Source organism: Citrobacter amalonaticus (assembly GCF_001559075.2).
GTDB lineage: Bacteria > Pseudomonadota > Gammaproteobacteria > Enterobacterales > Enterobacteriaceae > Citrobacter_A > Citrobacter_A amalonaticus_F.
Genome location: NZ_CP014015.2, coordinates 1,311,434 through 1,323,467, shown reverse-complemented (window position 1 = coordinate 1,323,467; position 12,034 = coordinate 1,311,434). Strand labels below are relative to the sequence as shown.

15 protein-coding genes are annotated in these 12,034 nt (G+C 53.2%); 7 read left to right on the top strand and 8 right to left on the bottom strand.

The window, feature by feature from the left end:
• The first annotated feature begins 23 nt into the window (after positions 1 to 23).
• The gene (gene groL, locus AL479_RS06315) at positions 24 to 1,670 is read left to right on the top strand and encodes a chaperonin GroEL (protein ID WP_003025464.1); all 1,647 of its coding nucleotides are present in this window, start codon (positions 24 to 26) and stop codon (positions 1,668 to 1,670) included.
• A 252-nt stretch (positions 1,671 to 1,922) separates the two neighbouring features.
• Entirely contained in the window at positions 1,923 to 2,276 is a 354-nt protein-coding gene (locus AL479_RS06305; protein ID WP_045438856.1) for a DUF4156 domain-containing protein, read from the top strand.
• A gap of 166 nt (positions 2,277 to 2,442) precedes the next feature.
• Here the strand turns inward: AL479_RS06305 and yjeJ are convergent, their stop codons facing one another.
• A complete protein-coding gene (gene yjeJ, locus AL479_RS06300; RefSeq protein WP_061075472.1) occupies positions 2,443 to 3,309 on the bottom strand; it encodes a YjeJ family protein in 867 nt (288 codons plus the stop codon).
• A 162-nt stretch (positions 3,310 to 3,471) separates the two neighbouring features.
• A complete protein-coding gene (gene epmB, locus AL479_RS06295; protein ID WP_061075471.1) occupies positions 3,472 to 4,500 on the bottom strand; it encodes an EF-P beta-lysylation protein EpmB in 1,029 nt (342 codons plus the stop codon).
• 41 nt (positions 4,501 to 4,541) lie between these two features.
• Between epmB and efp the strand changes: the two genes are divergently transcribed.
• The 3 genes from efp to ecnB all read left to right on the top strand — a co-directional run bounded on the left by efp (position 4,542) and on the right by ecnB (position 5,559).
• Positions 4,542 to 5,108: an elongation factor P gene (gene efp / locus AL479_RS06290; protein WP_061075470.1), complete on the top strand. Its 567-nt coding sequence runs from the start codon at positions 4,542 to 4,544 to the stop codon at positions 5,106 to 5,108.
• Positions 5,109 to 5,170: 62 nt separating this feature from the next.
• Positions 5,171 to 5,305 carry an entericidin A/B family lipoprotein gene (locus AL479_RS06285; protein ID WP_061075469.1) on the top strand — a complete coding sequence of 45 codons (135 nt, stop codon included), beginning with the start codon at positions 5,171 to 5,173 and terminating at the stop codon, positions 5,303 to 5,305.
• Between the two features lie 107 nt (positions 5,306 to 5,412).
• Entirely contained in the window at positions 5,413 to 5,559 is a 147-nt protein-coding gene (ecnB, locus tag AL479_RS06280; protein WP_017459191.1) for a lipoprotein toxin entericidin B, read from the top strand.
• A 33-nt stretch (positions 5,560 to 5,592) separates the two neighbouring features.
• Here ecnB and AL479_RS06275 read toward each other — a convergent pair whose 3' ends face one another.
• Complete coding sequence (locus AL479_RS06275) at positions 5,593 to 6,183, bottom strand: LuxR C-terminal-related transcriptional regulator (RefSeq protein WP_061075468.1); 591 nt, start codon at positions 6,181 to 6,183, stop codon at positions 5,593 to 5,595.
• Between the two features lie 256 nt (positions 6,184 to 6,439).
• On the opposite strand from AL479_RS06275, the gene sugE reads away from it, so the two are divergent.
• Positions 6,440 to 6,757, top strand: coding sequence for a quaternary ammonium compound efflux SMR transporter SugE (sugE, locus tag AL479_RS06265; RefSeq protein ID WP_042321373.1), 318 nt, complete (start codon positions 6,440 to 6,442; stop codon positions 6,755 to 6,757).
• Here the strand turns inward: sugE and AL479_RS06260 are convergent.
• The 5 genes from AL479_RS06260 to frdA all read right to left on the bottom strand — a co-directional run bounded on the left by AL479_RS06260 (position 6,754) and on the right by frdA (position 10,688).
• Complete coding sequence (locus AL479_RS06260; RefSeq protein ID WP_061075467.1) at positions 6,754 to 7,287, bottom strand: lipocalin family protein; 534 nt, start codon at positions 7,285 to 7,287, stop codon at positions 6,754 to 6,756. The genes sugE and AL479_RS06260 overlap by 4 nt on opposite strands.
• 106 nt (positions 7,288 to 7,393) lie before the next feature.
• Positions 7,394 to 7,753, bottom strand: coding sequence for a fumarate reductase subunit FrdD (frdD, locus tag AL479_RS06255; protein WP_042999169.1), 360 nt, complete (start codon positions 7,751 to 7,753; stop codon positions 7,394 to 7,396).
• Positions 7,754 to 7,763: 10 nt separating this feature from the next.
• On the bottom strand, positions 7,764 to 8,159 hold the full coding sequence (gene frdC / locus AL479_RS06250; RefSeq protein WP_042321376.1) for a fumarate reductase subunit FrdC: 396 nt from the start codon (positions 8,157 to 8,159) through the stop codon (positions 7,764 to 7,766).
• Positions 8,160 to 8,169: 10 nt separating this feature from the next.
• Complete coding sequence (frdB, locus tag AL479_RS06245) at positions 8,170 to 8,904, bottom strand: fumarate reductase iron-sulfur protein (RefSeq protein ID WP_061075466.1); 735 nt, start codon at positions 8,902 to 8,904, stop codon at positions 8,170 to 8,172.
• A complete protein-coding gene (gene frdA / locus AL479_RS06240; protein ID WP_061075465.1) occupies positions 8,904 to 10,688 on the bottom strand; it encodes a fumarate reductase (quinol) flavoprotein subunit in 1,785 nt (594 codons plus the stop codon). Before frdA ends, frdB begins: the two co-directional genes overlap by 1 nt.
• 322 nt (positions 10,689 to 11,010) lie before the next feature.
• Between frdA and epmA the strand changes: the two genes are divergently transcribed.
• Positions 11,011 to 11,988, top strand: coding sequence for an elongation factor P--(R)-beta-lysine ligase (gene epmA, locus AL479_RS06235; protein ID WP_061075464.1), 978 nt, complete (start codon positions 11,011 to 11,013; stop codon positions 11,986 to 11,988).
• Positions 11,989 to 12,034: the final 46 nt, after the last annotated feature.

Here is a 12,034-nt window from a genome sequence, read left to right as displayed (position 1 = left end):
TACGAATTTAAGGGAAAGAGAAAATGGCAGCTAAAGACGTAAAATTCGGTAACGACGCTCGTGTGAAAATGCTGCGCGGCGTAAACGTACTGGCAGACGCAGTGAAAGTCACCCTCGGTCCGAAAGGCCGTAACGTCGTTCTGGACAAATCCTTCGGTGCACCGACCATCACTAAAGATGGTGTTTCCGTCGCACGTGAAATCGAACTGGAAGACAAGTTCGAAAACATGGGCGCGCAGATGGTGAAAGAAGTCGCCTCTAAAGCGAATGACGCTGCAGGCGACGGTACCACCACCGCGACCGTACTGGCTCAGTCCATCATCACTGAAGGTCTGAAAGCCGTTGCTGCGGGTATGAACCCGATGGATCTGAAGCGTGGTATCGACAAAGCGGTTGCGGCTGCGGTTGAAGAACTGAAAGCGCTGTCCGTACCGTGCTCCGACTCTAAAGCCATTGCTCAGGTTGGTACCATCTCCGCTAACTCCGACGAAACCGTAGGTAAACTGATCGCGGAAGCGATGGACAAAGTCGGTAAAGAAGGCGTGATCACCGTTGAAGACGGTACCGGTCTGCAGGACGAACTGGACGTCGTTGAAGGTATGCAGTTCGACCGTGGCTACCTGTCCCCGTACTTCATCAACAAGCCGGAAACTGGCGCAGTAGAACTGGAAAGCCCGTTCATCCTGCTGGCTGACAAGAAAATCTCCAACATCCGCGAAATGCTGCCGGTTCTGGAAGCCGTTGCGAAAGCAGGTAAACCGCTGCTGATCATCGCTGAAGATGTGGAAGGCGAAGCGCTGGCAACGCTGGTGGTTAACACCATGCGTGGCATCGTGAAAGTGGCTGCGGTTAAAGCACCTGGCTTCGGCGATCGTCGTAAAGCGATGCTGCAGGATATCGCGACTCTGACCGGTGGTACCGTAATCTCTGAAGAGATCGGTATGGAGCTGGAAAAAGCAACGCTGGAAGACCTGGGTCAGGCAAAACGCGTGGTGATCAACAAAGACACCACCACCATCATCGATGGCGTGGGTGACGAAGCGGCAATCCAGGGTCGTGTGACGCAGATTCGTCAGCAGATCGAAGAAGCCACCTCCGATTACGACCGCGAAAAACTGCAGGAGCGCGTAGCGAAACTGGCAGGCGGCGTAGCCGTTATCAAGGTTGGTGCTGCGACCGAAGTTGAAATGAAAGAGAAAAAAGCCCGCGTTGAAGATGCCCTGCACGCGACCCGTGCTGCGGTAGAAGAAGGCGTGGTTGCCGGTGGTGGCGTGGCGCTGATTCGCGTAGCCTCCAAAATCGCTGGCCTGAAAGGTCAGAACGAAGATCAGAACGTGGGTATCAAAGTTGCGCTGCGCGCAATGGAATCTCCGCTGCGTCAGATCGTTCTGAACTGCGGCGAAGAACCGTCTGTTGTCGCTAACACCGTGAAAGCGGGTGATGGCAACTACGGTTACAACGCAGCGACCGAAGAATACGGCAACATGATCGACATGGGTATCCTGGATCCAACCAAAGTAACCCGTTCTGCTCTGCAGTACGCGGCTTCTGTGGCTGGTCTGATGATCACCACCGAGTGCATGGTAACTGACCTGCCGAAAGGCGACGCGCCTGACTTAGGTGCTGCTGGCGGTATGGGCGGCATGGGTGGTATGGGCGGCATGATGTAATTTAATCTTCATACTTCAAGCCGCAGGTTCGTTGGCTGCGTTCGTTCACCCCAGTCACTTACTCATGTAAGCTCCTGGGGATTCATGAACTTGCCGCCTGCCTGCAACTTGAATTATTTGATTAAATACATATCTCGCGAAAAATGAGAAACCCTCGGGCAGAAATGTCCGGGGGTTTTTCTTTTGGTCATCTTTTTAGTATAAGATTCAGTGACGGACAAAACGTCCTGCTCATTGATTATGGGGAATAACATGCACGTGAAATATTTAGCAGGGATCGTCGGTGCCGCGCTACTGATGGCGGGTTGTAGCTCCAGCAACGAACTGAGTTCCGCCGGGCAAAGCGTTCGCTTTGTTGAAGAGAAGCCAGGCGCTGAATGTCAGTTGGTTGGCACGGCCACCGGGAAGCAAAGCAACTGGCTTTCAGGTCAGCACGGTGAAGAAGGCGGTTCTATGCGTGGTGCGGCAAATGACCTGCGCAACCAGGCAGCAGCGATGGGCGGCAACGTGATTTATGGCGTCAGCAGCCCGAGCCAGGGCATGTTATCCAGCTTTGTCCCGACTGCCAGTGAGATGATTGGTCAGGTTTATAAGTGCCCTAATTGATTACACTTCATCCTTCAACCAGCCTCTTTGTTGGCTGCGCTGTGAAACCCCAGTCACATAGTGATCTATGCTCCTGGGGATTTCTTCGCTTGCCGCCGCGATTCTGATTGAATGATTTTGTGTAATGACTCGACGTTATGTCGTAGGCCTGATAAGCGCAGCGCCATCAGGCGTGTTGGGTTGCGGTGTGAACGGACTGAACCCGTAAATGATGCAGCGCGCGCAGGCATTGCTCCTGGGTCAGCGTTTGTGCTTTATCCGCCGTCAGCGTTCTGACAAAAGCCTGACAAGGTTTACCTGCCAGCTTTTTCAGCCTCGGGCTAAAGTCGAGTAAACGACGGGAAATGGCTTCCGCCTCTTTACTGCCCGATGGAACGCGGGTTTTCACGACAGTGCCGCTGAACCGTTCCTTTCCTGTTTCATCCGTAAAACGATAAAGTACCGCAAGATAATGCGTGAAAAGCGCGTGTTTCCACTCTGGCTGCGTGTAGGCGTCGAATTCCTGTCGCTCATGGTCCAGGCAGTCCGCATCATACAGCGGCAAAAAGTCCAGCAATGAGGAGAGCCGTAGCGCCAGTTCTCGCATGCCGGCATTCTCTATCGCCCGAATTATGGCATACACCAGCACCTCAATCTGTAATTCGTTCACCCGCAGGATGCAGGTATTGCCGTCGTGAAGCGTGAAGGTCAGCGTGATGTTGTCGCCATTCCCGTCGGTTAAGGCGACGGCGGTGACGCGGCGATGAATATCCGCGTGTCGAAGTTCGTCTTCCACTATCGCGGGAATGTTTTCCTGCATTTTCTTGCTGATATTGTCGCGCGTTTTTTCGTAGTGCTGACGTTCGGCAGCGTTCAGTTGTTGTTTCTGGTACAGACGACTTTCCACGGCAATCAGCAGATCGCGTAATTCCAGCACAGGCAGAAAAAACAGCGATTCCTTGTTCCTTGGCTCTTTAATTTTCAGCGCCAGCGCGATGAATTCGTTAGCTTTACGGATAACACCCGTATTCACGCCTTTGATACTGATAGCCATAACGGTTCTCCCTCACCAATAATAAATTCAGCGATTAGTTGCGACTTATAGATATGATTTTTAAATATATAGTTCGCAAGGTGTCGCTAAAATAACATACAGGATGGGGGAATCCGGGGGTTTTGGTGACAGGTGTCCGGAAACGGACACCTGATTGCGAGGTTATTGTTGACGCAGTTGTAAATCCAGTGGCGTTTTACTCGGTTCGCCGCCAATTTCCCGCGCCAGTTTGGGCACCATATAACCCGACACCAGCGTGAGCAGTTCGCGCACGATCTGGCGCGCGTCATCATCCGTCACCATGAAATGCGCCGCACCCTGTACTTTATCCAGCACATGCAGGTAATAGGGCATGACGCCTGCATCAAACAGCGCATTACTGAGGTTTGCCAGCGTCTGCGCATTATCATTGACGCCACGCAACAGGACGCTCTGATTGAGCAGCGTCACGCCTGCGACGCGTAGTTTCGCCATCGCTTGTCGAAACGCGTCATCGACCTCGTTAGCGTGGTTAATGTGATTCACCAGCAGGATCTGCAGCGAAGAACGGGTGAAGCGGGCAACCAGCTCCTCTGTAATCCTCGCAGGGATGACGATGGGCAGACGGCTGTGAATACGCAGGCGTTTGATATGGGGAATAGCTTCCAGTTGCGTGAGCAGCCAGTCCAGCTCATGATCTTTGGCCATCAGTGGATCGCCGCCAGAGAAAATGATCTCATCCAGCTCGGTATGCGCGCTGATATAGTCCAGTGCCGCCTGCCAGTTTCGCTTATTTCCCTGATTTTCGGCGTACGGGAAGTGGCGACGGAAGCAATAGCGACAATTTACCGCACAGCCACCTTTCACCAACAGCAGCGCCCGGTTACGGTATTTATGCAGCAGTCCAGGTACGACACTATGCTGTTCTTCCAGCGGATCGGTAGAGAAACCCGGTGCGGCAATAAACTCATCCTCGGAGGTAAGTACCTGACGTAAAAGCGGATCGTCAGGATTGCCTTTTTCCATGCGCGCGATAAATGCACGTGGCACACGCAGGGCGAACAGCCGTTTGGCATCGCGTCCAGCCAACAGTTTTTCATCAGCGTCTATATTCAAAAGACGCAGGAGTTCATCGGGATTGGTCACAACATCGGCAAGTTGCGATAACCAATCTTCTCTGGATGGGGTATTTAGGGTTACAATATGCGCCATTTTGTGGCTTAGCTACCAGTTAACAATTTTCAGAGGGCCTTATGGCAACGTACTATAGCAACGATTTTCGTGCTGGTCTTAAAATCATGTTGGACGGCGAACCTTATGCGGTTGAAGCCAGCGAATTCGTTAAACCAGGTAAAGGTCAGGCTTTTGCGCGCGTGAAACTGCGTCGCCTGCTGACCGGTACTCGCGTTGAGAAAACCTTCAAGTCGACTGACTCTGCTGAAGGCGCTGACGTTGTAGATATGAACCTGACTTACCTGTACAACGACGGCGAGTTCTGGCACTTCATGAACAACGAAACCTTCGAGCAGCTGTCCGCAGATGCTAAAGCGATCGGCGATAGCGATAAATGGCTGCTGGATCAGGCTGAGTGCATCGTGACCCTGTGGAACGGTCAGCCTATCTCCGTGACGCCGCCGAACTTTGTTGAACTGGAAATCGTTGATACCGATCCGGGTCTGAAAGGCGATACCGCAGGTACGGGCGGTAAGCCGGCAACGCTGTCTACTGGCGCAGTGGTGAAAGTGCCTCTGTTTGTTCAGATTGGCGAAGTGATTAAAGTGGATACGCGTTCAGGCGAATACGTTTCCCGCGTTAAATAATCCGCGCGTTTAGTTCATTATGGTGCAGCGCTTTGCTGCGCCATTGTTTCTCCAGGGCAGGAATGATGAAACATCTTCTCGGTCTTGTAACACTGATTCTTCTCACCACCTCGTTGCTGGCGGGCTGCAATACCGCGCGCGGCTTTGGTGAGGATATTAAGCATCTCGGCAATTCCATTTCCCACGCTGCCAGCTAATTTCTTCTCGTCGTCCTAAAAAGCGTCTATCTCCCGCCATTGTTTGGGATCTTGTCTATGATTAAGTGGCACTACACAAATAACATAGGCTAGAAAAGGAAGACGTTATGGTTAAGAAGACAATTGCAGCGATCTTTTCTGTGTTGGTACTTTCCTCCGTATTAACTGCTTGTAATACCACACGCGGCATGGGTGAGGATATCTCCGACGGCGGCAACGCCATTTCGGGCGCAGCAACCAAAGCTCAGCAGTAGCCGTGTAAACGGTACGACAGTGTTGTCGTGCCGTTAATTTTTCAGTTCGGACGGCGCAAGAAACGGCGAAAAGCGATTATCCATGTGTAGCTTCATGCGGATATTACGTTTGTAGGTGTACACCGTTTTGCCATGAATGCTGAGCGCACAGGCAATCGCGTTGTTACTCGCCCCCTCCATCCACATCGTCAGCACTTTCTCTTCCTGTGGCGTAAGCAGCGTCGAGGCATTGCCGGGCGCTTCGGATACCGAGCCGCTCAGCAGGGCGTTGTGGATATTTTCAGCCAGCATCGCCAGCGAGACCTGCTTAGTTAATGACGCACAGACAGGATAGCGCTGCGTCTCTACCATCACGCCTCCTGATTCCAGTAATATCAACGGACTGCTGCCGCAGGCGAGTAAAAATGGGGCAATGGACTGGGCTGACAGAGTGTCGTTGAGAAAACCGTATAAGTCCGCAATGACCAGGTGAGGTTTCCACTGCTGGATGTGCTCTTTAACCAGTAAGAGATTATTGAGCCCAGAGACCACAAACGACGTATTAAAGAGTTCGGAATGATTAAGCCATGCCTCGATCCCTGTGCGGGTGAAGTGGCAACGGTCAATCACTAATATTTTCAACATAGCGTTTTCGCATTCAGAAGTAAGGCAAATGGCTTCCTGACTTCAGAAAGCGTCCCATCATAGAGAAGTCGGATGAGTGCTGAATGCGCAAAATACGCAGCGAAATGCGCCTAATTCAACCTTTTAGGCGCGGAAAGATAAAAATGTTGAAATTCACCGCCGCTCGGGCAAGAATGTTTTTTCCACCTTCAGCGTTGCAGGACGACCTGCGAACGCTTCTTTCACCGGGGACGGCCCCATTTCTCTGGAGCCTGATATGTCCTGGATAATCTTATTAATCGCCGGTCTGCTTGAAGTCGTTTGGGCGGTGGGGCTGAAATATACCCACGGTTTTAGTCGCCTGACACCGAGTATCATCACCATTGCCGCGATGATCGTCAGTATGGCGCTCCTTGCGTGGGCGATGAAAACGCTACCCGTGGGTACCGCGTATGCCGTGTGGACAGGGATTGGCGCTGTCGGTGCCGCCATCACCGGTATTCTGCTGCTGGGTGAATCGGCCAATCCCATGCGTCTGGCCAGTCTGGCGTTAATCGTTGTTGGTATTATTGGTCTGAAATTAAGCACCCACTAAGCGCCGGGCTGCTTCACCCAGATGAGTTTACTGACATCAAACCCTTCCCGGGTCGCGACGGCCAGCATCTGCTGCTTCATTTCATCAGAAAGCGTTGGCGTGCGTGAGAGTATCCACAGGTAGTCGCGATCCGGGCCGCAGACCAGCGCGTGTCGGTACTCTCTGTCGAGCGCGATAACGTTATAGCCACCGTAGAACGGGCCGAAGAAAGAGACTTTCAGCGCAGCGCGACTGGGGTCGCCGGTGAAATAGGCTTTCCCCTCGCTTTTCTGCCACATCGCTCTGTCCGGATTCCAGCCTTTGTTGATCACAGTGAGACCGCCGTCATCGCGCAGACTGTAGGTCGCCGTGACCTTTTCCAGTCCCCGTTCAAAGCGATGATCAAAGCGGGCGATTTCGTACCAGGTTCCGAGATAGCGTTTGGCATCGAAGTTATTCACCACGGTAACGCCCTGTGGCGGGGTTGGGGTACTACAGGAAACCACCAGAAACGCAGCCGTCACAGCGGCAACGATGGGGAGCAGGCGCATAGGTTTATCCTTAGGATGTTTTTCCTAAGTGTAGAACCTGATGGGGAAAAAAACGGTGGGGACGAAAAAAATGCCCTCTTATCAGCAGACAAGAGGGCGGATTGCTTTAGACGGACAGAATGCCAATTGCCGTGACGACGGTCAGGATGGCGGCCAGACCGTAGAACACCCATTTGCCAGCCGGCACATGGATTTTCAGATCATGCATCGCGTGGTGCATACGGTGTAAGCCACACCACAGCGGCAGGACAATCATCAGGAACAGGAAAGCACGGCCGATAAAACTCTGAGCAAACGCCAGTACGCGCTCATAGCTCAGGGCATCGCCCGGGAACAGACCCAGCGGCAGCAGAATCCCCACCAGCAGAACCATCACCGGCGCGATAATCGCACCCCACATACCGCCTGCGCCAAACAGACCCCAGAATACGGGTTCGTCAGAACGTTTTGGATTTGGATTAATCATCCCGGACTCCTTACCAGAACAGGGCAACAAACAGTATGACTACGGTCGCTACCACAGTAACCGCCCAGAGACCTTTGATGATCGGCTCTGGCCCCATTTTTTCGTCTTTTACGATGATGTTGGCGGCTTTCGGCGCCAGCTCAAACCAGGTTTTGGTGTGCAGCAGTGCTGCCGCCAGGGCGATCACGTTGAGGATCACCACTACCGGGTTTTGCAGAAAACCGACGAAGCCCGCCCAGGATTCGACACCGTGCTTCAGTGCGAACAGGCCGAAAATCAGCTCAATGCTGAACCAGACTGCCGGAACGGCTGTGCCTTCGCGCAGCATGTAAAAGCGATAAAACGGCAATTTTTTCCACCAGGTGGACGTCATCGGCCGCACATAGGGTTTGCGTTTAGTCGTCATGTTGCACTCCTTAGCGTGGTTTCAGGGTGGCGATAAGAAAGTCTTTCGAACTTTCCACTTTACCCTGCTGAATGGCAGCCGCCGGATCGACGTGCTTCGGACAAACTTCGGAGCAGTAGCCCACGAAAGTACAGGTCCATACGCCGTTCGGGCTGTTCAACTGTGCCATACGCTCCTTCTTACCGTGGTCGCGGCTATCTTCGTTGTAACGATGCGCCAGGGTAATCGCAGCCGGTCCGATGAACTCAGGGTTCAGACCGAACTGCGGACATGCGGCATAGCACAGACCACAGTTGATGCAACCAGAGAACTGGTGGTACTTCGCCATCTGTGCCGGGGTCTGGGTATTTGGCCCCTGATCCGGCGTGCGCGGGTTACCGATGATGTACGGCTTAATCGCTTCCAGACTTTCGATAAAGTGCGTCATATCGACGACCAGATCGCGTTCGATCGGGAAGTTACCCAGTGCTTCAACCTTAAGACCGTTGGTGTAATCACGCAGGAAGGTTTTGCACGCCAGTTTTGGCACATTGTTGACCATCATGCCGCAAGAGCCGCAGATCGCCATACGGCAGGACCAGCGATAGCTCAGGTCTGGCGCCAGGTTATCTTTGATGTAGCCCAACGCATCCAGCAGTGACGTTGTTTCATCATAAGGCACTTCATAGAAAGCACTGTGCGGCGCGGTGTCGGTCTCAGGGTTATAGCGCACCACCTCAACTTTCAGGTTTTTCATCTCAGCCATTACGCCTTCTCCTTCTTATCGGCTGCTTCCGCTTCTCCACCGTAAACACGTTTTGCAGGTGGCAGCGTGGTGATTTTCACGTCGCTATAGTCGAGGCGAGTCGTGCCATCAGCATCGCGGAAGGCGAGAGTATGTTTGAGGAAGTTGACGTCGTCACGCTCGGTGCAACCTTCGTCCAGACGTTGGTGGGCGCCACGTGATTCCTTACGAGCCAGCGCGGAATGCGCCATACACTCAGCGACGTTCAGGCCATGACCCAGTTCAATGGTGTACAGCAGGTCGGTGTTGAACACGCTGGAGGTGTCGGTGATGCGAACGCGCTTGAAGCGCTCCTGCAATTCGGCCAGTTTATCCACGGTTTTCTGCATGAGTTCCGGCGTACGGTAGATACCGCAACCTTCTTCCATAGAGAGACCCATTTCGTCGCGAATCTTCGACCAGTTCTCGTTACCTTCCTGGTTAACCAGGTCTTTCAGACGCTGTTCAACGCCTGCAACCTGTGCGTCGAGCGCAGCGTCGTTCGCAGTGCCCGCAGTAGATGCACGCTCCATCGCCTGCTCACCGGCCAGACGGCCAAAGACCACCAGTTCAGCCAGCGAGTTGGAACCCAGACGGTTCGCGCCGTGCAGACCGACAGAAGAACATTCGCCGACGGCAAACAGACCTTTGATGCGGGTTTCGCAGTTCTGATCGGTTTCGATACCGCCCATGGTGTAGTGCGCGGTCGGACGAACCGGAATCGGCTCTTTCACCGGATCGACACCCACGTAAGCTTTCGCCAGTTCACAGATGAACGGCAGACGTTCCAGCAGTTTCTTCTCGCCCAGGTGACGCAGGTCGAGGTAAACCACATCGCCACGCGGCGTGGAGATGGTGTTACCTTTACGCCATTCGTGCCAGAAGGCCTGAGAAACTTTGTCGCGCGGACCGAGTTCCATGTATTTGTTCTTCGGCTCGCCCAGCGGTGTTTCCGGACCCATGCCGTAATCCTGCAGGTAACGGTAGCCGTTTTTGTTGACCAGGATACCGCCTTCACCACGGCAACCTTCGGTCATCAGGATACCGGAACCTGGCAGACCGGTCGGGTGATACTGAACAAATTCCATATCACGCAGCGGAACGCCGTGGCTGAGCGCCATGCCCATGCCGTCACCGGTGACGATGCCGCCGTTGGTGTTATAGCGATACACGCGGCCTGCGCCGCCTGTTGCCATCACCACCGCGTTAGCACGGATCTGCACCAGCGTGCCTTCCATCATGTTCATCGCCACCAGGCCGCGAGCATGACCATCATCGACCAGAATATCCAGCACAAAGTGTTCGTCAAAGCGTTGGATCTGTGGGAACTGCAGAGAGGTCTGGAACAGGGTATGCAGCATATGGAAGCCGGTTTTATCCGCAGCAAACCAGGTACGCTCAATTTTCATCCCGCCGAAGCGACGAACGTTGACGCTACCGTCTTCGCGGCGACTCCACGGGCAACCCCATTGTTCCAGTTGGGTCATCTCGGTAGGACAGTGGTGGACAAAATAATCCACGACATCCTGTTCACACAGCCAGTCTCCGCCCGCTACCGTATCGTGAAAATGGTAGTCAAAGCTGTCATGATCCTGGGCGACAGCGGCTGAGCCCCCTTCGGCAGCAACGGTGTGACTGCGCATCGGGTACACTTTTGAAATCAGTGCGATTTTCGCATTAGGATTTGCCTGCGCTGCGGCAATTGCAGCACGTAATCCCGCGCCACCGGCGCCTATAATGGCAAGATCGGCTTGAAAGGTTTGCACGACATTCCTCCAGATTATTGTAATTTCGCCACCACATATCTCGTAAAAGAGCCTGAAAAAGGTGGGTAGCGAACGTGTTTCCACTGCTCCTTTATAGGTACAACAGTATAGTCGTTGCTATGTGTGGGAAATTTGACGTGTTCGATTTTTTTAGCGTGTCAAAGGGGTGAATTATCATTGATTTTGATTAATTTAATTACTAAACCATCCCTCGGCGGTTTTTTAACCCTTCAGCCGCGCTTGAGTATTCCTGAGCAAAATTTGTTTCATCGTCGCGTTACGAGTAGACTTCGTGCCCTTGTCTTAAACTGGAGAAAGAACCATGAGCGAAACGGCAACCTGGCAGCCGAGCGCGTCCATACCTAACCTGTTAAAACGCGCGGCAATTATGACGGAAATTCGTCGTTTTTTTGCCGATCGCGGAGTGCTGGAGGTTGAGACGCCCTGCATGAGCCAGGCGACGGTCACAGACATTCATCTGTTCCCGTTCGAAACGCGTTTCGTCGGTCCCGGTCATTCGCAGGGGATGAACCTCTATTTAATGACCAGCCCGGAATACCACATGAAACGTCTGCTGGTGGCAGGGTGTGGTCCGGTCTTTCAGTTGTGCCGTAGTTTCCGTAATGAAGAGATGGGACGTCATCACAACCCCGAATTCACCATGCTCGAGTGGTATCGTCCACATTACGACATGTACCGGTTGATGAACGAAGTGGACGATCTGTTGCAGCAGGTGCTGGAATGCCCGGCGGCAGAGAGCCTCTCTTATCAGCAGGCTTTCCAGCGTCATCTGGAGATTGACCCGTTGTCTGCGGATAAAACGCAACTGCGTGACGTCGCCGCGAAGCTCGACTTAAGCAACATTGCGGATACTGAAGAAGATCGCGATACATTACTGCAACTGCTATTTACGATGGGCGTTGAACCCCACATTGGCAAAGATAAACCGACGTTTGTTTATCACTTCCCGGCAAGTCAGGCATCACTGGCGCAGATCAGTACGGAAGATCACCGTGTAGCGGAACGTTTCGAGGTTTACTTCAAAGGTATTGAGCTGGCGAATGGTTTCCATGAACTGACGGATGCGCGTGAACAGCAGCAACGTTTTGAACAGGATAACCGTAAGCGTGCCGCGCGCGGATTACCGCAGCAACCCATCGACAACAACCTGATCGAAGCGTTGAAAGTTGGCATGCCGGACTGCTCGGGCGTAGCGCTGGGTGTGGATCGTCTGGTGATGCTGGCGCTGGGCGCAGAAAGCCTCGCGGAAGTGATTGCCTTTACTGTTGATCGCGCATAACGCGTTCTGACGTGATGAAAAGGGGCGCGTAGTGCCCCCTTTTCAT

Coding starts and splice junctions, on each gene's coding strand:
- groL (WP_003025464.1), top strand. CDS start 24: ATGGCAGCTAAAGACGTAAAATTCGGTAACGACGCTCGTGTGAAAATG.
- AL479_RS06305 (WP_045438856.1), top strand. CDS start 1,923: ATGCACGTGAAATATTTAGCAGGGATCGTCGGTGCCGCGCTACTGATG.
- yjeJ (WP_061075472.1), bottom strand. CDS start 3,309: ATGGCTATCAGTATCAAAGGCGTGAATACGGGTGTTATCCGTAAAGCT.
- epmB (WP_061075471.1), bottom strand. CDS start 4,500: ATGGCGCATATTGTAACCCTAAATACCCCATCCAGAGAAGATTGGTTA.
- efp (WP_061075470.1), top strand. CDS start 4,542: ATGGCAACGTACTATAGCAACGATTTTCGTGCTGGTCTTAAAATCATG.
- AL479_RS06285 (WP_061075469.1), top strand. CDS start 5,171: ATGATGAAACATCTTCTCGGTCTTGTAACACTGATTCTTCTCACCACC.
- ecnB (WP_017459191.1), top strand. CDS start 5,413: ATGGTTAAGAAGACAATTGCAGCGATCTTTTCTGTGTTGGTACTTTCC.
- AL479_RS06275 (WP_061075468.1), bottom strand. CDS start 6,183: ATGTTGAAAATATTAGTGATTGACCGTTGCCACTTCACCCGCACAGGG.
- sugE (WP_042321373.1), top strand. CDS start 6,440: ATGTCCTGGATAATCTTATTAATCGCCGGTCTGCTTGAAGTCGTTTGG.
- AL479_RS06260 (WP_061075467.1), bottom strand. CDS start 7,287: ATGCGCCTGCTCCCCATCGTTGCCGCTGTGACGGCTGCGTTTCTGGTG.
- frdD (WP_042999169.1), bottom strand. CDS start 7,753: ATGATTAATCCAAATCCAAAACGTTCTGACGAACCCGTATTCTGGGGT.
- frdC (WP_042321376.1), bottom strand. CDS start 8,159: ATGACGACTAAACGCAAACCCTATGTGCGGCCGATGACGTCCACCTGG.
- frdB (WP_061075466.1), bottom strand. CDS start 8,904: ATGGCTGAGATGAAAAACCTGAAAGTTGAGGTGGTGCGCTATAACCCT.
- epmA (WP_061075464.1), top strand. CDS start 11,011: ATGAGCGAAACGGCAACCTGGCAGCCGAGCGCGTCCATACCTAACCTG.